Consider the following 24,419-nt stretch of genomic DNA (forward strand, 5'->3'; position numbering starts at 1 on the left):
CGCTGGGGATCCGGGCGGGACGCGATCAGCCGCACTGTGGCGTCACTTCCGGTGCCCGGCACACCAGTTGGCCAGCACCGGGCCGATCTGCGCAAGCTGCTCCGGGCGGGTCAGTTCGCCGTGCGCGCCACGTACGGGGGTGACGGCGAGCCGGCCCGTCACATGGGGCCGCCAGGCCTGCGGGCGCTGCATACCCGGAACCCAGCCCTCGGTGGCCTCGAAGAACAGCACATCCCCCCGGAACGAGCGCGGAACGAATCCGCTCTGGAGGCGACTGTTGCGGGCGAACACCCGGACCATGGCCGCCAGGCCCCGTTCCCCGAGCAGGGCGAGCGGGCCGGCCGTGGCGTCCGCCTGGTGCCCGAGGGAGTCGAACAGGGCCTGCCGCAGTTCTTCCGCGTCCGCTGCGTCGCCCCGGTCCGTCCCTGATCCGCTCTTCTCCGTCCTTCCTTCGTCGTGGCCGTCGACGGTCGCACTCGACGGGTAACTGTCCATCAGCACCAGTGAGTTGACCTTCTGCCCGGCCTCCTGGAGCCGTACCGCCATTTCGTGGGCCACCACCCCGCCGAAGGACCAGCCGAGGAGCGAGAAGGGGCCGTCCGGCTGAACCGACCTGATCTGCGCGAGGTAGGCCTCCACCATCTCCGCCATGCTCTCCGGAGCCGCATCGGGCTCGGTGAGCCCGTGCGCCTGGAGGCCGTACACGGGCTGGTCGGGTGCCAGGTGGCGGAGCAGCCCGGAGTACACCCAGCTGGTTCCGGCCGCCGGGTGGATGCAGAAGAGCGGCTCGGGGGGTGTGGCGCCCCGTGTGCGGGACGGCGTGGCCGCCCGGCGTACGGAGCGCAGCGGGAGCAGGACCGCGAGGGAGTCGTCGGACGTGTCCTGCGAGAGCCGGTCGGCGAGTCCGGCGACGGTGGGGGCATCGAACAGGGTCCTGATGCCCAGCTCGGCGCCGAGCACCGAACGCGCCCTGGCGATCAGCCGGGTGGCGAGCATCGAGTGGCCGCCCAGGGCGAAGAAGTCGTCGTCGATGCCTACTTCGGGCACCCCGAGGACCTCGGCGAACAGCCCGCACAACACCTCCTCGCGCACCGTCCGCGGGCCTCGGCGGCGCTCCACCGTCCCGTCACCCGGTGCCGGCAGCATCCGCCGGTCGAGCTTTCCGCGCGAGGTCAGCGGCAGGGCGTCCAGGAACACGAACGACGACGGCACCATGTGGCGGGGCAGTGACGCCGTGGCGAGGCGGCGCAGCTCCCGGGCATCCGCCCGGCCCTGCTCCGTCGGAACCACATAGGCGACCAGCTTGCGCTCCCCCGGCCTGTCCTCCCGGACGATCACGGTCACCTGGCGGACCGCGTCGTGTCCGGCGAGCACCGACTCCACCTCGCCTGGTTCGATCCGGAAGCCGCGGACCTTCACCTGGTCGTCGGTGCGGCCCATGTATTCCAGGGCACCGTCGGCGCTCCAGCGCGCCAGGTCCCCGGTCCGGTACATGCGCCCCCCCGGCTCTCCGAACGGGCAGGCCACGAACCGCTGTGCCGTCAGCCCCGGCCGGCCCAGGTAGCCGCGGGCCGTCCCCGCTCCGGCCACATACAGTTCGCCGACCACCCCGGCGGGCAGGGGACGCAGGCCCTCGTCGAGGACGTACATACGGTTGTTGCTGATCGGCCGGCCGATCAGCGGGCGCTCGTGTTCCGCTGCCGCGCCGTACGACACGTACACGGTGCACTCCGTCGGGCCGTAGGAGTTGAAGCCCTCGGTCCCGGAAATGGCGCGGAGTTCGCTCCACAGCGCCTGGTCGACGGCCTCGCCGCCGAGCTCGACGATCCTCGGTTGCGAGGGCTGCCCTGCGGACAGCATGCCCGCCGTCATCAGCTGCCGGCAGTACGTCGGCGAGAGCTCCATGTAGTCGATGCCCGCGGCGCCGATGTACTCGACCATCGCCTCCGGGTCGCGGCGGACCTCGTCGTGCACGAGGTGCAGTTCATGGCCGCCCAGCAGCCACAGGACCGGTTCCCAGGAGGAGTCGAAGGTCAGCGGTCCGGTCACCAGGGCACGGAACCGGTGGTCCCCGGCGGCCGCCACCTGAGGCGCGAACACCGCGAAGTGGGCGTGGAACAGGTTGCTGAGATTGCGGTGCTCCACGGCCACCCCCTTCGGCCGGCCCGTCGAACCCGAGGTGTAGATGACGTAGGCGAGATGGTCCGGGCGCAGCGGTACGGGCCGGTCCGCAGGGTGCGGATCGACCGGCGCGTGCCGGCTGAGGGACTGACGCATGGCGGGGTCGTCGAGGACCAGCACCTCGAGCGAGGGATCGGCCCCCGGACGGAGCCGGGTCACGTTCTCCCTGTCGGTCAGCAGGAAGGACGGCGCGGCGTCCGCCAGCATCAGGGCGATCCGGTCCTCGGGGTACTCCGGGTCCATGGGCACGTAGCAGCAGCCCGCCTTGAGCGCGGCCAGCAGCGCGACGATGTGCTCGCCGGCCCGTGGGAGCAAGGTGGCCACTCGCTGTTCCGGCCGGATGCCCTGGCTGATCAACAGCCAGGCCAGCCGGTTCGCGCGGGCGTTCAGCTCACGGAAGGTCAGCGTGCCGTCGGCGTCGACCACCGCGGTGGCATCCGGGCGCTTCCGTACCTGCTCCTCGAAGATCTCGTGCACCGGCCGGTCGTCCGGCAGCGGAAGGGCGGTGTCGTTCCACCGGGAGAGGATGCGGACGCGCTCCTGCGGGGAGAGCAGTTCCATCGCTCCGATGGGAGTGTCCGGGGCAGCGCCGGCGGTGGTGAGGAGGCGCAGCAGCCGCTGGGTCAGGGCCTCGGCGGTGGCACGTTCGAACAGGTCGGCCGAGTAGTGCAACAGGCCTTCGACGCCGCCGGGGCTGCCGTCGGCGCCGTGCCGTTCGGTGAAGGTGAAATCGAGGTCGAATTTGGTGGGGGCGGTGTCGAGGGGTTGGGGGGTGATGGTGGTGCCGGGGAGGTCGAGGGTGCCTTCGGCGTTGTTCTGGAGGACGAGCATGGTCTGGAAGAGCGGATGGCGGGCGGTGCTCCGGTCCGGGTTCAGCCTCTCCACCAGCTGCTCGAAGGGCAGATCCTGGTGGGCGAACGCCGCCAGATCCCCTTCCCGGGTCCGGGCGAGCAACTCACCGAACGACGGATTGCCCGAGGTGTCCGTCCGCAGCACCAGCGTATTGACGAAGAACCCGACGATGTCGTCCAACGCCTGGTCGGTCCGCCCCGCCGTCGCGGTGCCCAACGGGATGTCCGTACCGGCCCCCAGCCGCGTCAGCAGCGCCGCCAGCCCCGCCTGAAGCACCATGAACAACGTCGCACCCTGCTCACGCGCCAACGATTCAAGACGCCCATGCAGGTCGGCGGGCAGCTCGAAGTGGACGAGGCCGCCGGAATGGGTGGGCTGGGGCGGGCGGGGCCGGTCGGTGGGGAGCGCCAGCTCCTGCGGAAGACCCTGGAGCGCCTCGGCCCAGAAGTCAGCCTGCTGCCCACCCACTTCCGCCAGAAGCTCACGCTGCCACAGCGCGTAATCCGCGTACTGGACCGGGAGTGCCTCCCACACAGGAACACTGCCGGTGCCGCGGGCGCGATAGGCCATGGACAGATCGCGCAGCAGGGGCACCAGCGACCAGCCGTCACTGGCGATGTGATGCAGCGTCAGCAGAAGCAGGTGGTCTTCGGGGCCGACGGTGAACAGCGTGACCCGCAGGGGCAGTTCCTCGGCGAGGTCGAAGGGCGTGAAGGCCGCGGCGTGGAAGCGTGCAGAGATCTCGTCGGCGGGGCACGGCACCACGGTGACCTCGACTGCGGCCTCGTCGGGGGCGAGCAGCTGCTGGTGCGGCTCGCCGTCGTGGGCGGGGAAGACCGTGCGCAGCGCCTCATGGCGCCCGACCACATCGTTCACGGCGGACTGGAGGGCGTCCGCATCCACCGGACCCCGCACCCGGAAGGCGAACGGCGCGTTATAGGTCGGACTCTGCTCCAGACGGTCCAGGAACCACAGCCGCTGCTGCGCGAACGACAGCGGCACCACCGCCGGCCGCACCCGCGCCGTCACCGCAGGCCGGGCCGCGGCACCGCCGGCCAGCAGTTCCGCCAGCCCTGCGGCCGTCGGGGAGCCGAAGAACTCCCTGACGCCCAGCTCCACGCCCAGCACCGAACGGATCCGGCTCAGCAGTCGGGTGGCCAGCAGCGAGTGGCCGCCCAGGGCGAAGAAGTTGTCCGCCACCCCCACCGTCGGCACACCCAGCACCTGGGCGAACAGCCGGCACAGCACCTCCTCCCGCGCCGACCGCGGACCACGCCCCCTCCCGGCACGTCCGGGGCCGCCCCCGGACGTCGGACCGGAACCTGCGGCACCGCCGGGGTCGGACGCGCGACGGGCGGGGAGCCGATGCTCGTCCGTCCGGTCCAGTAATGCCCGCTCCTCCGTCCGCGACGCGAAGATCTCCAGCGAACCGATGGCGGTGTCCGGTGCGTCCGCGGCGGCGTCGAGAACGCGGACGAGGAGGCCGGTCAGGGTGTCCGCGGTGGTGCGGTCGAACAGATCGGTGGCGAACTGGAGGATGCCGGACATGCCCAGCGGGCGTTCGTCGGCGTCCCGCTCCTCCGTGAAGCTCCAGCCGAGGTCGAATTTGGAGGGGGCGGTGTCGAGGGGTTGGGGGGTGATGGTGGTGCCGGGGAGATCGAGGGTGCCTTCGGCGTTGTTCTGGAGGACGAGCATGGTCTGGAAGAGCGGATGGCGGGCGGTGCTCCGGTCCGGGTTCAGCCTCTCCACCAGCTGCTCGAAGGGCAGATCCTGGTGGGCGAACGCCGCCAGATCGCCCTCCCGGGTCCGGGCGAGCAACTCACCGAACGACGGATTGCCCGAGGTGTCCGTCCGCAGCACCAGCGTATTGACGAAGAACCCGACGATGTCGTCCAACGCCTGGTCGCTCCGGCCCGCCGTCGCGGTGCCCAACGGGATGTCCGTACCGGCCCCCAGCCGCGTCAGCAACGCCGCCAGCCCCGCCTGAAGCACCATGAACAACGTCGCACCCTGCTCACGCGCCAACGACTCAAGACGCCCATGCAGGTCGGCGGGCAGCTCGAAGCGGACGAGACCGCCGGAATGGGTGGGCCGCGGGGGACGAGGCCGGTCGGTGGGGAGCGCCAGCTCCTGCGGAAGACCCTGGAGCGCCTCGGCCCAGAAGTCAGCCTGCTGCCCACCCACCTCCGCCAGAAGCTCACGCTGCCACAGCGCGTAATCCGCGTACTGGACCGGGAGTGCCTGCCACGTCGGCGCGGTTCCGGTGCGGCGGGCGCGATAGGCGGCCGACAGATCGCTCAGCAACGGAGCTTCCGACCAGCCGTCGCTGGCGATGTGATGCAACGTCAACAGCAGTACGTGCTCATCGGGAGCGGTGGTGAACAGCGAGACGCGCAAGGGGAGTTCGACCGCCAGGTCGAAGGGGGCGAACGCCGCGTCATGAAAGAGGGAGGTCAGCTCCTCGGCGGCACACGGCGCCGCCGCCACCTTCACCGTCGCGTGCTCGGGTGCCAGGATGTCCTGGAAGGGCTCGTCGTCGCGGACCGGGAAGACCGTGCGCAGCGCCTCATGGCGCCCGACCACATCGTTCACGGCGGACTGGAGGGCGTCCGCATCCACCGGGCCCCGCACCCGGAAGGCGAACGGCGCGTTATAGGTCGGACTCTGCTCCAGACGGTCCAGGAACCACAGCCGCTGCTGCGCGAACGACAGCGGCACCACCGCCGGCCGCACCCGCGCCGTCACCGCAGGCCGGGCCGCGGCACCGCCGGCCAGCAGATCTGCCAGCCCCGCCACGGTCGGCGAACCGAACAGTTCGCGGACGCCCAGCTCCACACCCAGCACCGAACGGATCCGGCTCAGGAGCTGGGCAGCCCTCAGCGAATGGCCGCCCAGGGCGAAGAAGTTGTCCGCCACCCCCACCGTCGGCACACCCAGCACCTGGGCGAACAGCCGGCACAGCACCTCCTCCCGCGCCGACCGCGGACCACGCCCCCTCCCGGCACGTCCGGGGCCGCCCCCGGACGGGACTGTGGCATCGGTCTGCTCCGCGACCGCGGGGCTCTGCGCTTGCGTCATGGTGCTCCTCCCTTGGAGACGGAGATGGGTCAGTTGCCGGTGGCGGGCTGCGGCGACAGATCGCGCCAGTGCTCCTCGATGTGGTCGAGGCAGGCCTGATATCCGTCGGCGCCCCGGGTCACCGTCCAGCCCTGTGGAGGTGCCAGGTGCGACGGCCAGAGGGAGTGCTGGTTGTGCTGGTTGACCAGGACGAGATAGGTGCCGTCGACGTCTTCGAAGGGGTGCGTGTGCGTCACGGGGAAGGTCCTTTCAGGTGGCAGGGAGCGGTGTGGGGCGGGATGTTCCCGTCCGGCGGGCTCAGACCGTGGCGTGTGATGCCGGTGTGGTGAGCGGTGCGATGTGGGCCGGCAGCTGCCGCCAGATCTCCGGGGTGTAGAAGTGCCCGCCGGGCAGCACATCGTGGCGGTACGCACCGCGGGCGACCCGGCGCCACTGGTTTCCGGCGTCCGGCTCGATGACATCGTCGTCCGTCGCGGAGAGCATCTGGACGGGGACGCCCACCGTGGTCCCCGGCCGGCAGCGGAAGGTGTCACGGACCCGGATGTCCGCACGCATGAGCTCCACGGCCATCTCCTGGAGTCCCGGGTCCGCCAGGACGTGTTCGGGCATCAGGCCGTTGGTGCGCATCCAGTCCAGCAGCTCGGCGTCGGTGTCCTGGCGCGCGGGGAACATGTCCCGTGGAGTCAGACCGCGGTCCGGCGCATTGCACGAGGAGACGACCAGTGCCTCCGGTGCCGGGCCGGCCGCGTCCTCGATCCGGGCCGCGACGTCGAAGGCCATCCATCCGCCCATGCTGTGCCCGAACAGGACATATGGCCCGTCGGCCGCGGAGAGCACCGCGGAGGTGGCGTCCGCGGCGAGTTCCTCCCAGTCGGCCGCGTACGGCTCCAGGAAGCGCCCCTCCCGGCCGGGGTAGCAGATGGCGGAGAGGGCCACCTCGGCGGGCAGGCTGTCGCTCCAGGAGTGATACGGCCCGGTGCCGCCGCCACAGAAGCCCAGGCAGAGGAGCGTGCGCACGGTGTGGCGGTCCGGTGGTTTGATCGGGATGACGGTGGTGTCCTGAGGTCCGGCCATCGTGGCCCTCTCCCTGTCTGTGTGGGGGCTCTTTTTGTCTCTTCGGCGTCTTTTTGGTGTCTCTGCGGCGTCTCTGCGACGTCTCTGCGACGTCTCTGCGACGCCTCTGCGACGTCTCTGCGGTGACGGATCGCGGTATCCGCGCAGGCGACGCAGTGACGGTGGTGCAGAAGGTGCGCGGTGGCCGCGGGAGGCGGATGCCGGCCCGTCAGCGGCCGGCGCGCAGGCTCTCGACGTGCCGCGCCAGGTCCCTGAGCCGTGGATGGCGGTAGACCTCACGGGCCGACATCGCGACCCCCAGTTGCTTCTTCAGCCGGGCCACGACACGCAGGGCGATCAGCGAATGTCCGCCCATGGCGAAGAAGTCGTCGTCGGCCCTGATGTGCTCCCGGCCGAGCACCTCGGACCATACGGCCGCTATCAGCGTCTCGGCCTCGCTCTGTGGAGCGCTGTCCGGGTCCGCCGTGGCCGGTTCGGGCGCGGGCAGGGCGGCGAGGTCGACCTTGCCGTTCACGGTCAGCGGCAGCGCGTCGAGGGCGAGGTAGGCGGTCGGGAGCATGAACTGCGGGAGGGCGGCGGCCAGATGGGCGCGGAGCGTGCCGGGAGTGAGGGTGCCGGTGGCAGGCGTGTCGCCCGCGGCACCTGTCGCCGCCACGTAGTACGCGGCGAGCTGTTCGCCGGCGGCCGTGCCGCTGTGCAGGTTGACCACGGCGGCCGCCACGCCCGGATGGGTGGTCAGCGCGGCCTCGATGTCGCCCAACTCCATGCGGTGGCCGCGGAGTTTGACCTGACGGTCACTGCGTCCCCGGAATTCCAGGGAGTTGTCGGGGCGCCGGCGCACCAGGTCTCCGGTGCGGTACATCCGCGTGCCGTCGGCGGCGAACGGGTCGGCGACGAACCGCGTGGCGGTGAGCGCGGGCCGGTTCACATAGCCGACGGCCAGCTGCCGTCCGGCGAGGTAGAGCTCGCCCTCCTCGCCGAACGGCACCGGCCGCAGCGCGGCGTCGAGGACGTGGCACCGGACTCCCGGCAGGGGACGTCCGATGTGCGGAGCGAAGTCCTCGATCCAGGCAGCGGTGGCGTCCACCGTGCACTCGGTGGGGCCGTAGAGATTGACCGCTTCGAGGCGCCGGGCGTCGTGTGCGGCCGCCAGCTCCCGCCAGGTGCCCTCCGGTACCGGCTCGCCGCCCATGAACAGCCGGAGCCGTCGCCCCTCGGCCGCGCGTACGAGCAGGTCGTCGCGGAGCAGCGGCCAGTGCGAGGGGGTCAGGTCGAGGTCGTGCACCCCGTGCTCGTCCAGGACTGCCCGCAGCAGGGCCGGGTCGGTGCGCTCCGCCTCCCCCAGGACGACCACGGTGTCGCCCCGGCACACCCGTGCCCACTGCTGGACCGAGGCGTCGAAGGAAACGCTGGCGTTCCATGCGACGACCCGGTGCCCATGGTCGTAGAGGCCCGCCTCCTCCAGCCCGGCGACCAGTGCCGCCACCGCGCCCCGGGTGGTCTCGACGCCCTTCGGTACGCCCGTCGAGCCGGAGGTGTAGATGACATACGCCGGGGTCCGGGCGGAGACCGGTACGGGCGGAGCCGGAGTGTACTCCGGGGCCGGGGCCTGCGGAGGGGGTGCGACCGGAAGGGTGCGGACACCTTCCGGCCACACCGGGCCGTCACTTCCACCCGTCAGCACCACGTCGATGCCCGCGTCACGCACCATCGCCTGCAGGCGTTCCTGCGGATAGGCGGGGTCGAGCGGTACGTAGGCGGCGCCGGTCCGCCAGACGGCGAGCAGCGCGACGACGAGGTCGGTACCCCGGGGCAGGCTGATCCCGATCCGCCGGCCGGGCGCGGCGCCGTGGCCGGCCAGCACTCCCGCCAACCGGGCGGTGTGCCGGTCGAGTTCGGCGAAGGTGAGCGCACCGTGGTGGCTGACCGCGATGCGGTCCGGGGTCGCCGCGACGGCCTGCTGGAAACGGGTCAGCAGATCGACGGCGTGGTCGGGTGCGGTGTGACGGGGATTTTCGAGGAGCTCGGTCATGCTGCCCGCTCCTCTCCCGGGGCGGGCGGCACGGTGGGCCGGCAGCCCGCGAGGTCGACGGGCTCGCCCATCGCGACGACGATGCGGCGGTCGCCGCGGAAGGGGTCGCGGCCATGGGTGGACAGCACGTTGTCGACGAGCAGCACATCGCCCGGCTGCCAGGCCTCGCGCACCGTCGCACCCTCGTATGCGGCGTTGATGGCGTCGAGTTCGTCGCGCGTCAGCGGCGCGCCGTCGCCGAGGCCGGTCTCGAAGGGCAGGCCGTCCGGCCCGAATTCGTCCAGCAGCGCCTCCCGGATCTCCTCGTCCAGCGACCAGGAGTTCCAGAACGCCATGTGGTTGAACCAGACCTCCTCCCCCGTCTGCGGATGCCGGATGATCCCGGGCCGCAATTGCCGGGTACGCAGTCCGCCCGAGGCGTCCCATTCGCAGGAGATGAGGTTGTCCGCGCAGTACTTCTCGGCCTGCTCCCGGGTGTCGGCGGCGAACGCGGTGCGCCAGTCCAGGGAGATGTGCTCGGAGTAGTTGCGGGTCAGCAACCACCCGGCCGAGCGCATCCGCTCGACGAGCGCGGAGGGTATCCGGCGGAGCACTTCGCGGCAGTCGGCGACCGGTGTCGCGCCACCCTCCTCCGGTGCCGTCAGGCAGGAGAACAGCAGCAGACCGGGGAAGGTCAGTGTGTAGCTGTTCTCGTTGTGCATACGGATCGGCTGGTTGGGCGGGAGGTCGGTGGAGGAGTAGACGTCGTTCCCGTAGCTGCTGCGGGGGGTGGCCTTCTCACGGTAGGGAGTGCGGCGGGGCACCAGGACGTCGCGTACCTTCGCGAAGTCCTCGACGTCGCGGACCGGGAGGCCCCGCAGGTACACCGCACCGTGCCGGTGCAGTGCGGTGCGCAGCTCCGCGTGGACCGAACCGAGCCACTCAGCTGCTTCGGCGGCGTCGTCGAAGCGGGGGACGTGTGCCATCGCCGGCTTACCGGCTTCGAGGGTCCAGGCGGGGGGTCCCGCGGTGGCGGACCGGGAAGAGCTCATGGTTGTGCGCTGCCTCTCGTGTCGTTGCTGACGGATGTCCTCGGACGCTGCTCGGGGGAGGTCACCCCCATCCGGTGTCGTTCCGGATCTGGGACGGGTGGCGCACGTTCTGCGCGGGGGAGAGCGGGAACATGGAATTCCTTTCACGTCATGGGGAAGGTGCGGACGGTTCCGCGGGAGGATTCGGTGCGGTACGCCGAATCGGTGCGGTACCTCGAATCGGCCCGGTACGTCGAATCGGCACCGGACTCGGCTCGGTTCATCCGGCCCGGCTCGGTTCACCGCACTCGGCTCGGTCCGTCCCGCGTACCGCGCGCGGGACGTGCTGCCGAAATGCGCTGCGGAGTTTCTCGGGCCGCGGGTGCCGGTCGCCATTCCCGGCCGTGCCGACGCGTGTCACGTTGTCATCGGGAAAGGCGTGCACCAAGAGCGTTCGGGGATGGTGTTCATGCCTGTCGCATAAAGGAGAGGGGACAAAAGGGGCATCCGTGGTTGCGGGGCCGGAGCGGTCGGCGCCCGTCGGTACGGCGCGGAGGGGCCCGGGCGGGCGCGGCGCGGACGAGCCCGGGCGGGCGCGGACGAGGGGCACGGCCGTCGTCCGGTCAGCTCGCTTCGGCCTCGCGCGCGGGCAGGTCGCGGCGGGATCGGATCGGGGACCACCACAGGATCAACGCCGCCAGCGGCATGGCTGCGGTCAGCAGCCACATCGTCGGCCGCACCCCCAACAGCGTGCCGAGGCCACCTGCGAGGAGCGCGCCCAGCGGCAGGGTTCCGTAGTTGAGGAACGCCGAGCAGGCAGTCACCCGGCCGAGCACACCGGAGGGGCAATACCCCTGGATGAAGCCTGCCTTGAGGATGTTTCCCGCCACCACGCCGAGCGCGGCAGCGCCGTAGCCGACGACGAAGAACGCCAGTCCGGCGCCGTCCCGGGTGAGCGCCATCAGCGGGGCGAGGGCGGGCACGCCCAGCTCGAACAGCAGCAGGGCCCGAGCGGTACCGAGCCGGGCCGCGCCCCGGCGCACCAGCAACGCGCCCAGGACACCCCCTGCGCCGCCGAGGCCCACCAGCGCCCCCACCGCGCCGGAGGACAGGCCGACGTCCCGCACCAGGAAGACGACGAGCAGGGCCTGGCAGCCTCCCAGGGCGAGGTTCGAGGCGCCTCCGAAGAGAGTGAGGCTGCGCAGGTACGGATCGCGGGCGACCAGCCGCACCCCCTCCCGTACGTCCCCGAGCAGCGGCGCGCGGCGCCCCGGCCGGGAGGCAGCTGCCGGCGGCTCGCGGTGGCGGATGCGGCCTATGCACAGGAAGGAGATGAGGAAGGTCGCCGCGTTGGTCAGCATGCCGTCGACCGCACCGGCGGCCTGTGCGATCAGGCCTCCGGATCCCCCACCGGCGATCTGCGCCGCGGCGGCGCTTCCGTGCAGCTTCGCGTTGCCCTCGGCCTGGTCCGGGGGGCTGAGCAGGGTGGGGAGGTAGGCGGTGTACGCGGTCTGGAAGAAGACGGCCGCCGAGCCCACCAGCAGGGCGACCAGCAGCAGCTGACCGATGCCGAGCACACCGCACCATGCGGCAACCGGCACGCTCAGGAACAGGGCGCACGAGACGGCGTCGCAGACCAGCATGACCGTGCGGCGGCGCAGCCGGTCCACCCAGACTCCGGCGGGCAGCCCGATGACGAGCCAGGGCAGCCACGTCGCGGCGTTGAGCAGGCTCACGGCGAAGGTTCCGGCATGCAGCACGGAGACGGCGGCCAGCGGCAGCAGCACACCCGTGACGGACACGCCGAACTTGCCCGCGGTCTCCCCGTACCACAGCTGCCGGAAGTCCCGGTGGCGGCGTAACAGTCCGCCGCCCGCGCTGCGTGCCGCCCGGTGCCCGGTCCTCACCGGCACGGGGAGGTGCCCGTCTGCTCCGAGGTGCCCGTCTGCTCCGTGTTGACTGACTGTTGATCAAGCATGTCTAGCGTGCCTTCCGATCGGGGGATATCTCTGATGGGGCTGAGGGATGATGACTACGTCAGAACCACTGGGACGAATTGAGCTCAGCGAGGAAGCGTCGCGCGTATTCGGCTACGCCGCACAGCGCGCCGTCTGTGGCATCGAGGAACTCACCGCCGTGGGACTGGACAGCGCGGATGCGGAACGAGCGGTGAAAGAGCTCGTGGAAATGCGATTACTCTGCCGCGCCGAAGGAGAGGCTGACCGGTTGACCGTGGTGCCGCCCCGGACCGCCGCAGACCGTTTGCTGCGTCCCTTGGAGCGCGATGTGCGGGAGCGCTATGAGGAGATCGAGCGGCTCCGGGAGACGTTCGCATCGCTGCTCCCTGCCTACGAGTCGGGGCGGGCGCGTCGTGCGGACGCCGTGCCGATCGAGCTGCTCACCGACCTGAGGACCGTCCAGGAGACCATCGACGAGTTGACGACCGGTGCCCGGCAGGAGGTGCTCACCGCCCAGCCGGGTGGTGCCCGTTCCGCCCGCGTACTCCAGGAGGCGGGTGAGCGGGACCGGCGGATGCTCACGCGCGGCGTCCGGATGCGCACCCTCTACCAGCATCCCGCCCGCTACGACCAGCCGACGATCGACCACGTCCGGCGCGTGATGCACCTCGGAGCGCAGGTGCGGACGCGGACCGACGGCCTGTGCCGGCTGCTGGTCTTCGACCACCGTGTGGCCCTGCTGGGGCTGCGGGACGACCCGGAGGCGGCCCTGCTGGTGCGCGAGCCGCATGTCGTCCACTACATACGGGTGTTCTTCGACTGCCTGTGGCGCGATGCCTCACTCTTCCCGGTCAGCTTCGACTCGGCCGCGGCCGTCCGGATCTCCGGCGAGATCCAGGAGTCGATCGTCGCCATGCTGTCGGAGGGGTTGGAGGACAAGTCGATCGCGCGGCGCCTGGGGATGTCCGTGCGCAGCTGTCAGCGCCACGCCTCGGAAATCATGAAGGCGGTCGGCGCGAAGAGCCGGTTCCAGGCCGGGTATGTGCTGGGGCGGCTGCACGCCGCCGCGCGGGACCGGGAGTGAGCCGGGGCCGCCCGCACGTCACCGGGGCCGGCCCAGGGCTCGTACGGGGCGCCCCGGATCCACCCCGGCCAGTTCGCGTACGAGCCCGCCGAGGCCCTCGGCGTGCCGGGCTGCCTCCTCCGCCGTGTAGTTGGCGGGGTTCGCTTCCACGCACACGCTGGTGCCGGCGTGCTCGGAGTGCACGTCGAAGTACAGGCCGAGGTCCGGGATGGGCCCGGTGACCAGGGTGCGCACCACGCCGGTGGCCGGTCCGAAGCGCAGGTCGCGGTCGAAGTTGACGATATTGACCACCGGTCCGACGCTGTGCTGCTCCGGGGCCGCGGCGAGCGTGCGCCGGAACTCCTCGTAGCGGTAACGGTGGTGGCGCAGCGCCTGCCCGATCTGGCGGTCCGTCCGCCGGAAGGTGTCGGTCACCGACCGCTCCGGCTCCACGAGCACCCGGAACGGCAGGAGGTTCGCCATCGGGGCGACGACATTGCGCAGCAGGCGGGTGGGCCGGCTCGTCGCGGAACAGCCGAAGGTCACCTCCTCGGCGCCGGTGACCTGCCACAGATAGAGGGCGGCGGCGGTGATCAGGAAGCGCGCGGTGGACACCTCCAGCCGCTCGCTTTGGGCACGGACGGCGTCGACCACCTGCCGTGGCAGATGATGGCTGTACTGCAAGGTGACAGGTGCGGGCGGAGCGTCCGCCCGGAGCCGGCCGGTGGCCGGCCAGTCGAGCGCGACCTTCTCCCAGAACTCCCGGTCGGCCGCGTACATCCGGCCGGCCCGGTAGGCGCGGTCGTGCTCGACGGCGGCCGTGACCGGCGCGAAGGGGTTGGATTCGCAAGGGGAACCGGTGTGCATCGAGTGGTAGAGGGCCGCGGTCCTGCGGGCAACGGCGGCAGTTCCATGGCCGTCCGTGATGATGTGGTGGAAACGGCGGTACCAGAAGTGGCGGTCCCTCGATACCTTGATCAGCGCACCGGCCAGCAGAGAACCGCAGGTCAGGTCGACCGGGCGGGCCATCTCGGCACGCATCCAGGCCACCGCCTCCGCGTCGGGGTCGGGCCGCTCACTCATGTCGAGGACCTCGAAGGACCATTCCGCGGGCCCCAGTTCCTGGTAGGGCGTCCCGTCGGTGGCGACGAGGAACCGTGCGCCGAGCGATCCTGCTTCGTCCACGGCGGTACGGGCGGCCGCTTCGAGGAGCTTCGCGTCGACGGCGCCGGTGATCTCGTAGTAGTCACCCACGTTGTAGACCGGGCTGCCCGGTTCGAGTACCTGCGATATCCAGATCTCCAGTTGCCCCGCGGTCAAAGGGGATTGCACGTTTCCGCTCCAGAGGTCTAGGGAACCGTTGTCCGCCCAGCCTGGCAGCCGCGCCGGGCACCGCACAGGCCGTGCCGGGGGTGGTGTCTGCGCCAGTCGTGGACCCGAGGGGGCACGGCGCCTCCCGCTCCGCGCCGAGGAACGTCGGCGCACACTCGGGTGGTGAACGTCGAGGACGCGGAACACCCTCGGCGCCGGCTGGAAGCGCAAGCCGCCGCCATCGCGGAATGACGCGGCTGGTGGAACCGGTATTACCGCCGATTCCGCCGGAGAAGTCGGCCCGGATATTGCGCCAATGGTCTTCACGGACAAGCCGGTTCGCCGGGAAAGCTCTCCGATCGAGTAGAGGGTCGTCACGTCCATGTCCCCCACTCTGCTGTCTCCAGTCACTGGAGACTCAAGGCCATTCCCCAACTGGGCCCCGACCGCCCCGACCGAGACGGCCTCCGAGTTGCTGAGCACACGTCACATGGTCTCCGCCGACCGCCAGGACGACGGGGCGCACTTGTACGCACTGGGCCGAGCGATGGCAGCGACATGCGCCACCGCTCGCCGGCGGCCTATGGCTACGAGCCCTTGGACTCATCCATCCAGGGCGTGGTTGAGATGTGGTCACAGTGCCTGCCGTATCGAGGTGATTGGACGGTGGTCTCGTAGGGACAGCGAGCTTGCCGTACCGGGTGGCGACGCTTCCGGCCTGCTTCAACAGGCCGATCCTGCATTCGGCCTTGTGCCTGCGCTTGCACCCTCTCGACTACGCGACGCCCCGGTGTGACGAGCACGTCCCGGACGCGTCATCGGGACGTCACCCACGGGACCGGATTCAGCCATCGCATCGCTATTCGCATATTCTTCCGGTCGCCATTCTCCGGGCGCCTGGGGATTATCAACGGATCCCCATGGATGCCAGGGTTCTGCTGGTGGCGGCGACGCTCCAGCGCATAGAATATCGCGCGCTGCTCGCGATGGCGGTCGGTGAGGTCGGCGGTGGGGGCGGGGATACCGTGATTGGTCTGCAAAAACACTCACTGCAGGGCGGCGCCGCCCGGGGCCTTGAACACGCGTTCGCTTTTCCTGGCCTGCGGCACTTACGACTCGTCCGCGATATCGCTAAAAGATCATGAAAAGGCGGTCCACGCAACAACAGCGGGCCGCCCTTTTCCTTTTCCGTGACGTTCGCGAGGGGCTTCCGCTCCTGGGGCCAGGAAGCGGACGTCAGCGAGAAGCGGCCGTTTCGTTTTCACGACAAGAGAAGTGTGGAGTGTGATGCCATGAACCGACTCGGCAGAGACTCGCGCCGGTTAGCCCGGAGGCTTGTGAAGCCGCCGGCGCGCATCGCGTTATCTGTTCTTTTGCTGGCAGGCGGTGCCGTGGGAGGGACGGCTGGACCGGCCGCCGCTTCGACCGCCGACGGCACGCTGACGGTTGAGGTGCTGCGCGACTTCTTCGGCACCGGCGTGATCAACGCGACGATGGACGTGCCGCAGCGGGGCATGAAGGTGGAGATCTCCGACCCCGCTGGGCACGTTGCCACCGGCATCACGGATGCCACCGGAAAGGTCGTGGTGTCGCGGTCGGCCGTGCTGAACGGCGGCCGGTACCGCGTCGACGTCAGCATCCCGGCGCCGTACAGCGGCTATCTGCGGGCGGCGCCCGCGTCGACGGCGGGGAACCACTTCGACAGCTTCACGTCGTTCGTGGATGTGTCCGGCGGAAAGAACGCCTCGGTGGTGACGGGGGTGTGGGATCCGGCCGACTACACGCTGCCGGACTCGCGGTACTTCGTGCCGATCCACAACGGCGCCAACGGGACCGACAACCGGGCGTTGGCGGCGTTCGGGACGAAGACCCGGGGCACGTGTCCCACCGATGCGGCGTGCCCGACCACGCTGGCCACGCAGGACCAGGTGGGCACGACGTTCGGGTTGGCGTACGACAAGAACCGGACCCGGCTGTTCCAGAGCGCGTTCGCCCGCCGGTACGCCCCGTACGGGCCGCAGGGCGGGGGCGCGATCTACACGGTGCCGGTCAACGGCTCGGGTGCGCCGGAGCTGTTCGCGCGGGTGCCGGACGCCGCGGTGACGCGGCACGACACCGCCAACATGGTCAAGGATCCCGGGTTCACCGACGTGCCGGGCAAGGAGAGCATCGGTGGCCTGGCCCTGTCGGAGGACGGCTCCACGCTGTACGCGGTGAACCTGCGGACCCGCAGCCTGGTGAGCTTCGACGCGACGGGGGCCACCGCCGCGGCGCCCAAGTCGACGGTCCCGATCCCGGACCCGGGGTGCGCGAGCCCCGACGACTGGCGGCCGTTCGGTCTCCAGGTCCACAACAACACGCTGCACGTCGGCGGCGTGTGCAGCGCGGAGAGCACACAGCAGCGCGCGGACCTGAAAGCCTTCGTCTCCACCTACGACGGCAAGCGGTTCACCACGGTGCTGAGCCACCCGCTCACGGACGAACGCGGCAGCGTCTTCGGTTCCGGCGACAAGGCCACCCACTGGAACCCGTGGAACACCGGCCTGGACACGTGGGACGACCGGAAGGCGGGCAGCGTCTTCATCGATCCGCAGCCGGAGCTGGCCTCCCTCGCCTTCGCCCGCGACGGCTCGATGATCCTGGGCTTCCGCGACCGGTTCATGGACGTGCTCAGCTGGGGAGGGCTGGACCCCCGCCCGGGGAACAACACGGCGGAAAACGGCATGTCCGGTGGTGACATCACCATGGTCTGCGCCACTCCCACCGGTGAATACCAGTGGGAAGGCACCGGGAGCTGCCCCAACCACGCCACCCCCGCCAACAATGGCGGCCAGGCAGCCGATGTCGTCGAATACTTCCCCGGCGACTTTTACGCCAACGCGCACCAGGAGACCGCGCTGGGATCGGTGGCCTATATCCCGCAGCAGCAGTGGGTCGTCAGCACGGAGTTCGACCCGGTCGTCAACGTCGCGACCTCAGGGACCGGTTACCACGACATCACGACCGGTCAGGGCCCGGGCAACAACCCGACCGCCAATGGGTTCCAGTTCGTCAGCCAGGCACAAGGCGGGTTCGGCAAGGCCGGCGGGCTCGGTGACATCGCGTACGCGGCGGCGAACGCGCCGATCCAGATCGGCAACGTCGTGTGGTTCGACGGCGACCACAACGGGATCCAGGACCCGGGGCACGTGCTGCTGCCGGGGGCGACGATCAACCTGCTGGACGCGGACGGCAAACAGGTCGCCACGACCAGGACCAATGCCGCCGGCGAGTACTACTTCGGTGGTGTCGGCGCCACGTACGAGCTCACGCCGGGCGCGAAGTACACGGTGCAGTTCGACGTGTGCACCGCGGACACCAGCCAGGTGCCCGAGCAGCCCCCGGCGAGCGAGCTGAGGTTCACGCTCCCGCGGGCCGGTGCCAACCGTGCGCACGACTCCAATGTGACCCCGCCGACCACCGGACCGTTGTGCAACGGCTACGCGCCTGTCACGGCGCCGGACAAGCCGGGCGGGGTCGATCACAGGATCGACGCCGGGGTGTACCTCCCGAAGGAAACGCCGACGCCGACCCCCACACCCACACCCACACCCACCCCGACCCCGACTCCCACACCGACACCGACACCGACACCGACACCGACACCGACTACGACGCCGACTCCCCCACCGACACCGACAACTCCGACTCCGCCCGCGGCCTCCACGCCGCCGTCGCCCGCGCCGCCTGCCCACCGCCCGGGCCCGGCCGGTGGAGGCGGGGGTTCGCTGGCGAACACCGGTACGCCCGGGTTGGCGCAGATGATCGGCATCGTCGGTCTGCTGGTGGGTGCCGGCCTGGTCATCGCCTTCGTGACCCGGATTCGTCGCGCCCGGCAACACTGAACGAACCGCACAACGGTGAGCTGCCCGTCCGCGATCCGGACGGCGCGGACGGGCAGTTCACGGCTCGGCCGGTCCATGAGGGCCGGCCTTGGCGTGGTCTGCCACCGGACTGCCGAGTGCCGCCGCGAGCCCGCGGCGGCCGGACGGTGTGGTGATCGAAAGGATGAATCGGAGAGTGTCAGCGTCGAACCGCGTGCGGAGCGTGAGAATCCGGCAAGCCCCACCGGGTCGTCCGGCCGGCCGGCGCCGGTGGCCGCGGTCGCGCCGGGCCGCGGCCGTCCTCGGCATCGCGGCCGTCGCGGTGGCCGCGATGGCCGCGGTGGCCGCGTTCCTGGTCGCCGACGGCGGCTCCGGCGCCGGCGGTCCGCGCCCGCTGACGACGGATGAGGCGAGCCGGCTGGCGATCACGCGATTCCGTAACTACCAGGCGCAGGGCCGCGCGGTGACGATCACCGTGCCGGGCACTGCCGGCGGGCTGACCGTCACCGGGTCCGTCGACTATCGGCGCAAGGCCGGTTACGGCGTGGTGCACGGCACCGGGCGCGACAAGTCCAGCGACGGGCTGATCCAGTGGACGCCCGCCTCGGTGCACGTCCGCCCGATGACGGACGCCCCGGCGCACGCACCCGCCTCGCCGCCCCGTTCGGGCTGGTACGACCGTCCGCTGCTGTCGTCCGGCAGCGCGCTGGACACCTCCCTGTCCATCGCGCTCGGTCTCGGCGGCAACCGGCCGGACAACGCCGAACTGCTGCCGCAGAACGGCGCCGCTTGGTGGGGGCGGGAGCAGGTGGACGGGCGCTGGGTGGACGTGATGACCGGACCGTCCTCCTCTGACCGCTCCGGTACGGCGGGCAACGTGCGCTACTGGATCGGTTCCGACGGCACCATGTACCGGGTGCGCGTCAGCGTGGGTTCACAGCCGGCGCCGGTAGTCCTCGCGTTCGACACCCACAAGTACGTTCCGGTCAAGCCGGTACCCGGAACCACCCCGACCCGGTAGCCGCTGTTCAGGACGTCTGCACCCGCGCGTTCGCGGCGAGCAGGGACGCCGGCGGCAGCCGGATGCCCTCCGTCTTCGGCAGGGCCGGGACGGGCGGGACGGCGGTGGCGTCCGCGGTGGCGGCGTCGGGGAACTGCGGCTGCGGAGCAGGCGCCGCGACCTCGGTGAACGGGATACCACCGGGTGCCGTCGGCGCCGCCCACGTGCCGGCCGGCGAGGACGACCCGGCCGGAAGCGGGCAGGCCGCAGTCGTCGCGAGCCGGGCGGGCACGGTGGTGCGCAGAGCGTTGCCGCGCAGGCAGTTGCCGCGTCCCCGCGTGGCGGTGGGGAACGTCCAGCCGACGTCGACGCCGTTGCCGGTGAACGTGTTGTCCACGATCTGGTTGCCGACCGGAGGTAGGTCGGCGGTCGCGGTGATCACCAGCCCGGCGTTGCGGTTGCCGGCGATGCGGTTGCGGACGAACCGGTTGTCGCTGCCGCCGTCGATGCCGATGCCGGTGCCCCACCCGCCGTCGGCCTGCTCCGGGGTGGCCGTCTGCTGGTTGGCGGCGATCAGATTGCCCGCGATGACGGAGCCCTTTTGCGGGAGCAGTTTCTCCTGGTGGTCGGAGTTGGTGGTGAGTCCGACCCGGTTGCCGACCAGGCGGTTGCCGACCACGTACATGTCCCCGCTGGCGTTGGTGCCTTCGTAACCGACCGCGTTGAGTTCGGCGACGTTGTCCCGCACCACGATGTGGCATGGCTTGCACTGGCCGACATAGATCCCCGAGTCGGCGCCGCCCGACGCGTACGAGTGCTCGATGACACCGTTCCGGGCGGAGAACGCGTAGATGCCGTACAGACCGTTGCGGGTCGCGGTCACATACGAGACCAGGAACGACTTCAGGAAGGTGACGGGCTCATCGCCGGTGTCGTAGCCGCCGCTTTGCCCCGGCAGCCCGGCGGCCGCCTTCGCCGAACCGGTGACCAGCACGCCGTTCTGCGTGTTGTTCTCCACGGTCAGGTTCTCCACGGCCACCCCGGGCGCCGCGACGACGACACCGTTCGGCTGCCGCAACCGTCCGTCGATGACGACCTTGTCCCGGGACGCACCGCGAAGAGTGATGCGCGCCGTGTCGATCTTCACCGACTCGTGGTACACGCCCGGCGCGACCAGCACCAGGTCACCGGGACGGGCCAACGACACCGCATCCGAGATCGTCGGGGCATCGGCAGGCACTCGGATCGTCACCTCCGCACCGGCCGGTCGCCGGCCTTTGCCCGATCCGCCATCGCCGCCGCTGCAGCCGACCACAAGCGTCAGCGTGCCCAGTACCGCCGCCACCACGCGAAGAGCTAATCGAGGCATGATCCCAGTCTGGCATGACGCCCAAGTCCACGCCAGAATCGGGAGGTTGACCCGCACCTACGAGGCGGCTGTGGCACTCTGCACACCATGCACCGAGCCGATCACCATCCGTCGCGCCGCAGGTTCCTCGATGTCACCGGCGCCGTGGTGGCCGCCGGTCTGGCCGCCGGGTGCACATCGGACTCCGCCCGGCCAGACCGGCACGCCCCTACCCCAGGGGCCACGCCAGTGCCGGTTGCGGCGACGGGCCGCCATCAGGCAGGCATCACGCTCCCCCAGCCGGCCCAGCCCAACCTGCTCGCCGTGGTGGCCGACCTCGGTGCCACCGTGGCTCCCGGCCCGTTACTGGCCGAACTCGGCCAGGCCATCCGCTCACTCACAGCGGGGACCGACACGCGGCTGCTGGGCCTGCCGCCGGGCGACCTCACCGTGACCGTCGGCGTGGGCCCCCGGCTGGTGCGCACGGCCGGTGCCTCGCTGCCCGGCGCGACCGACCTCCCGCGATTCTCCCGCGAGCGGATCGCTCCACGGGCACGCGGCGGAGACCTGCTGATGCAGATCTGCGCCGGCGACGCCCTGCTCTTACCGGTCGTCGCCGCCGCTCTCCTGGACCAGGCCGGTGACCGCATCCGCGAACGCTGGCGGCAGTCCGCACGCCGCGGTGCGAACGTGTCCGTCGGCAACGGCCTTACCGCGCCACGCAACCCACTCGGTTTCATCGATGGCATCGTGGGCCCGCACACGACCGCCGAACAACAACGCGACCTGTGGCTGGCGGGGCCGCCTGCGGTCGCCGGCGGCACCCTTGCCGTACTGCGGCGTATGGAACTCGACCTGCCACGGTTCGCCGCCCTGTCCGTAGCCGAACAGGAAGCGGTCTTCGGGCGGCGCCGGGCCAGCGGCGTCCCCCTCTCCGGCGGCACCGCCGCCTCGGGCCCGGAACTCGGAGCCAAGACACCGGACGGGCGCTATCTCGTCCCCGCGGACGCCCATGTGCGCAGGGCACACGCCACCGTGGTCGGGGTCGGGCTCATGCTCCGCCGCTCCTACAGCACCGACGAGCCCGCCCCCGGCCTGCTCTTCATCAGCTTCCAGAACGACCTGCGGACCTTCACCGCCACCCTCACCCACATGGACACCTCCGACGCACTGCTGCCCTTCACCACCACAACCGCCAGTGCGACATTCCTGGTCCTCCCCGGCTTCGACCGGCAACACCCGCTCGGTTCCCAGCTGTTCGGCTGATCACGGTCAACCTCATGCCGGTTGCCTCGCGCGTGCTCCAGAGGCCCTCCAGCTCCCGCAGGCCGGGAACCGGAGGGACGACGGCGTCGGCGCCGTTCGCCGGCACGATGTGGTCGGCGGTGTACCGCACCTCGCCCGGTTCACCTGGTCACTCATGGTGGTCATGACGACCTGCCATGGCGATGAATACCGCTCCGAGCACACAGGCGATACCGGCTGTGAGGTAGGCGAGGTGGTAGCCGGTGAGCTGGTCGTTGCCGGTGGCTGCGACCAGGACCATGACCGCCACTCCGACGCTGGCCCCGATCTGCTGTGCCACGACGTTCACCGCCCCGGCGACCGCGTGCCGGTCCGGCTCGACGCCGGTGAGCGCGGCGGACGTCATCGAGGGGAAGTTCAGTCCCTGGCCGATGCCGCTGATCACCAGGCCGGGCAGCACATACAGCAGATAGTTGCCTTCGTGCGGTGTGGTCATCCACAGCGCTGTTCCTCCGCCGATCAGGACGAGCCCGACGGCCATCAGCGTGCGCGGCGTGTACTTGGCCAGCAGGCGTCCGGTGAGGAAGTTGGCGGTGAGGAACACGCCCGCCGACATCGGGACCAGTGCGAGACCGGACTGGAGCGGGGAGTACTTCAGCATCTCCTGGAGATACAGCGGCGCAAAGAACAGCATCCCGACCGAGGCCATGTACTGGAGGAACGCTGCCAGGCTCGCGGCCCGTACCGATGTGACCCGGAAGAGCCCGAGAGGGAGCACCGGGTCGGCGGTGCGGTGCTCGTGCACCACGAAGAACACCAGGAAGACCGCTGCGACGCAGAGTGCGCTCCAGGCCAACGTGCCGGTACTGCTCGCGCCGACGACCACCAGGGTGAGGCCGAGAGTGCCCGAGATCGCACCGGGCAGGTCCAGCCGGCCGCCGCGCCCGACGCCACCGGGCAGCCCGGCGCGCGTCACGGACAGCACGGCCAGCCCCAGTATCACCGAGAACCACAGCACCGACCGCCAGCCGAGGAACTGGGTCAGTACACCGCCCAGCAGCACCCCGCCGCTGAAGCTCGCCGCGCCGACCGCGGCGTACACGCTGAGGGCCCGGTTGCGCGCCGGACCGGCCGGAAACACCTCGGTCAGCAGGGCCAGGGCGGCCGGACCTGACAGGGCCGCGCCGATGCCCTGGACCGCCCGCGCACCGAGCAGAACCCCGGTGTCCGGCGCCACGGCCCCGGCCAACGCGGCCACCGTGAACAGGGCGACACCGCACTCGAACACCCGCCGTCGGCCGAAGACATCGGCCAGGCGGCCGCCCACCAGCAGGAAGCCGGCGAACGTGACGGCGTAAGCAATCATGACCCACTGGAGGGTGGCTTCGTCCAGATCGAAACGTGCTCCGACGGACGGCAGGGCGGCGTTGAGCACCCCGAGACCACTCACGTCCAGTGCGAGCGCCCCGGCCAGCGCCCCAAGTGCCAGGCCCGGCCTGTGCCGTGGCATCACCGCGGTAGTGGTCATGCAGTCCTCCCGGGGAACTCGCCGTCACATATCCGGCCGACGGCTGTCCGAGGAAGGTGGCAGCTGAGCCGTAATCGGGCGAACACGTCACCCGCAACCGCTACAGGCGTGTCGTCGCCGGCCTCGGCCGCAAGCGGCTGCCGTGTCGTGGTGAGTTCCCTCCGTCCGGCACCCGCCACCCCCACGTGGGCGTCAGCCGGCACCGGTTCGCTTTTCATGATTTTCATGCCGAGCAGCTTGCAGCGCCGTCCGACCGCTGTCCAGCCCGGCCCTTCTCGTATGCCACCGGAGCATCGCTCACCGGGTCGTCCCCTCCCGTCGGCTGAGGCGCGGTGACGGGCGCACAGGGCACCTCCGGAATTGCGTGAGAAGAGGGCGAACCAGTCACTCGGGGTCCAAATCAGGCCAGTGCACCTTCCGGCTCATAGACCACACTTGTTTCACCATTCACAGGGTGGCAGTCTGAAGTTGCCGGGCGGGCGAGTACCTCATGATGCGGTCCACGCCAGTCCGTATCATTCTTCACCTAGGAAATGGATCTTGAAGCTGGTCCGGCAGTGGTTGTGCCGAGAGAGAGTTCCGCCTGCACGTCCCCGAAGGCAATGCAGTTGCGGATCGAATTGACCAGGAGACGGACGATGCAGGCCGGCGGCCGGGCTGCCGGGAAGTGATCCTGAACCAGATCGCAATCTGATTCAGCCAAAACGACTTAACGGGGGAACGGGTCGGGTGTAGGTACTAGTTTTTCTCCAGCCATACGTTCCTGTCCGGGGCCGGACAGCCTGCCCAGCAGGACACGGGTCCCCTTGCCTCTGACAGGGGTTCCTCGTATTCGGCTGCACTGCGGCACTTGACCCGTCGAAGCGAAGCTTCCGT

Annotated in this window: 14 protein-coding genes; 5 read left to right on the forward strand and 9 right to left on the reverse strand. The window is 70.6% G+C overall.

All coding sequences use genetic code 11. The annotated features are described in order from the left end of the window. Window positions 1-42: 42 nt before the first annotated feature. From OHS81_RS02820 to OHS81_RS02845, 6 genes are all read right to left on the reverse strand, one after another. A complete protein-coding gene (locus tag OHS81_RS02820; RefSeq protein WP_328382097.1) occupies window positions 43-6,111 on the reverse strand; it encodes a non-ribosomal peptide synthetase in 6,069 nt (2,022 codons plus the stop codon). A gap of 29 nt (window positions 6,112-6,140) precedes the next feature. Further along, window positions 6,141-6,347 carry an MbtH family protein gene (locus OHS81_RS02825; RefSeq protein WP_244329906.1) on the reverse strand — a complete coding sequence of 69 codons (207 nt, stop codon included), beginning with the start codon at window positions 6,345-6,347 and terminating at the stop codon, window positions 6,141-6,143. A gap of 61 nt (window positions 6,348-6,408) precedes the next feature. Next, window positions 6,409-7,185 carry a thioesterase II family protein gene (locus tag OHS81_RS02830; RefSeq protein WP_328382100.1) on the reverse strand — a complete coding sequence of 259 codons (777 nt, stop codon included), beginning with the start codon at window positions 7,183-7,185 and terminating at the stop codon, window positions 6,409-6,411. Between the two features lie 208 nt (window positions 7,186-7,393). Further along, window positions 7,394-9,217, reverse strand: coding sequence for a non-ribosomal peptide synthetase (locus OHS81_RS02835; RefSeq protein WP_328382102.1), 1,824 nt, complete (start codon window positions 9,215-9,217; stop codon window positions 7,394-7,396). Next, window positions 9,214-10,248: a TauD/TfdA family dioxygenase gene (locus OHS81_RS02840; RefSeq protein WP_328382104.1), complete on the reverse strand. Its 1,035-nt coding sequence runs from the start codon at window positions 10,246-10,248 to the stop codon at window positions 9,214-9,216. The genes OHS81_RS02835 and OHS81_RS02840 overlap by 4 nt, the downstream gene beginning before the upstream one ends. A 602-nt stretch (window positions 10,249-10,850) precedes the next feature. Then, entirely contained in the window at window positions 10,851-12,134 is a 1,284-nt protein-coding gene (locus tag OHS81_RS02845) for an MFS transporter (protein WP_328382106.1), read from the reverse strand. Between the two features lie 325 nt (window positions 12,135-12,459). Between OHS81_RS02845 and OHS81_RS02850 the strand changes: the two genes are divergently transcribed. Next, window positions 12,460-13,269: a LuxR family transcriptional regulator gene (locus OHS81_RS02850; protein ID WP_328390858.1), complete on the forward strand. Its 810-nt coding sequence runs from the start codon at window positions 12,460-12,462 to the stop codon at window positions 13,267-13,269. Window positions 13,270-13,287: 18 nt separating this feature from the next. On the opposite strand, the gene OHS81_RS02855 is transcribed toward OHS81_RS02850, so the two are convergent. Next, window positions 13,288-14,580: a condensation domain-containing protein gene (locus tag OHS81_RS02855; RefSeq protein ID WP_328382108.1), complete on the reverse strand. Its 1,293-nt coding sequence runs from the start codon at window positions 14,578-14,580 to the stop codon at window positions 13,288-13,290. 899 nt (window positions 14,581-15,479) lie between these two features. On the opposite strand from OHS81_RS02855, the gene OHS81_RS02860 reads away from it, so the two are divergent. The 3 genes from OHS81_RS02860 to OHS81_RS02870 all read left to right on the forward strand — a co-directional run bounded on the left by OHS81_RS02860 (window position 15,480) and on the right by OHS81_RS02870 (window position 19,443). Then, window positions 15,480-15,704, forward strand: a complete 225-nt coding sequence (locus OHS81_RS02860; protein WP_328382110.1) for a hypothetical protein — start codon at window positions 15,480-15,482, stop codon at window positions 15,702-15,704. Between the two features lie 246 nt (window positions 15,705-15,950). Further along, on the forward strand, window positions 15,951-18,443 hold the full coding sequence (locus tag OHS81_RS02865) for an SdrD B-like domain-containing protein (protein WP_328382112.1): 2,493 nt from the start codon (window positions 15,951-15,953) through the stop codon (window positions 18,441-18,443). 310 nt (window positions 18,444-18,753) lie between these two features. Next, window positions 18,754-19,443 (forward strand): hypothetical protein, encoded by a 690-nt coding sequence (locus OHS81_RS02870; RefSeq protein ID WP_443058827.1) that lies wholly within the window; start codon window positions 18,754-18,756, stop codon window positions 19,441-19,443. A 7-nt stretch (window positions 19,444-19,450) separates the two neighbouring features. On the opposite strand, the gene OHS81_RS02875 is transcribed toward OHS81_RS02870, so the two are convergent. Further along, window positions 19,451-20,791 carry a right-handed parallel beta-helix repeat-containing protein gene (locus tag OHS81_RS02875; protein WP_328382114.1) on the reverse strand — a complete coding sequence of 447 codons (1,341 nt, stop codon included), beginning with the start codon at window positions 20,789-20,791 and terminating at the stop codon, window positions 19,451-19,453. An 87-nt stretch (window positions 20,792-20,878) separates the two neighbouring features. Between OHS81_RS02875 and OHS81_RS02880 the strand changes: the two genes are divergently transcribed. Then, entirely contained in the window at window positions 20,879-22,036 is a 1,158-nt protein-coding gene (locus tag OHS81_RS02880; RefSeq protein ID WP_328382116.1) for a Dyp-type peroxidase, read from the forward strand. A 148-nt stretch (window positions 22,037-22,184) separates the two neighbouring features. Here OHS81_RS02880 and OHS81_RS02885 read toward each other — a convergent pair whose 3' ends face one another. Next, window positions 22,185-23,543 (reverse strand): MFS transporter, encoded by a 1,359-nt coding sequence (locus OHS81_RS02885; RefSeq protein WP_328382117.1) that lies wholly within the window; start codon window positions 23,541-23,543, stop codon window positions 22,185-22,187. Between the last annotated feature and the right edge of the window lie 876 nt (window positions 23,544-24,419).

Origin of the sequence: Streptomyces sp. NBC_00400 (genome assembly GCF_036048035.1) — a bacterium.
In the GTDB taxonomy this organism is placed as follows: Bacteria; Actinomycetota; Actinomycetes; order Streptomycetales; family Streptomycetaceae; genus Streptomyces.

What these genes read in the sequence shown, in the direction of transcription:
- OHS81_RS02880 (WP_328382116.1), top strand. Translation starts at nt 20,879, where the DNA reads ATGCACCGAGCCGATCACCATCCGTCGCGCCGCAGGTTCCTCGATGTC.
- OHS81_RS02885 (WP_328382117.1), bottom strand. Translation starts at nt 23,543, where the DNA reads ATGACCACTACCGCGGTGATGCCACGGCACAGGCCGGGCCTGGCACTT.
- OHS81_RS02840 (WP_328382104.1), bottom strand. Translation starts at nt 10,248, where the DNA reads ATGAGCTCTTCCCGGTCCGCCACCGCGGGACCCCCCGCCTGGACCCTC.
- OHS81_RS02875 (WP_328382114.1), bottom strand. Translation starts at nt 20,791, where the DNA reads ATGCCTCGATTAGCTCTTCGCGTGGTGGCGGCGGTACTGGGCACGCTG.
- OHS81_RS02830 (WP_328382100.1), bottom strand. Translation starts at nt 7,185, where the DNA reads ATGGCCGGACCTCAGGACACCACCGTCATCCCGATCAAACCACCGGAC.
- OHS81_RS02820 (WP_328382097.1), bottom strand. Translation starts at nt 6,111, where the DNA reads ATGACGCAAGCGCAGAGCCCCGCGGTCGCGGAGCAGACCGATGCCACA.
- OHS81_RS02860 (WP_328382110.1), top strand. Translation starts at nt 15,480, where the DNA reads ATGGATGCCAGGGTTCTGCTGGTGGCGGCGACGCTCCAGCGCATAGAA.
- OHS81_RS02835 (WP_328382102.1), bottom strand. Translation starts at nt 9,217, where the DNA reads ATGACCGAGCTCCTCGAAAATCCCCGTCACACCGCACCCGACCACGCC.
- OHS81_RS02870 (WP_443058827.1), top strand. Translation starts at nt 18,754, where the DNA reads ATGGCCGCGGTGGCCGCGTTCCTGGTCGCCGACGGCGGCTCCGGCGCC.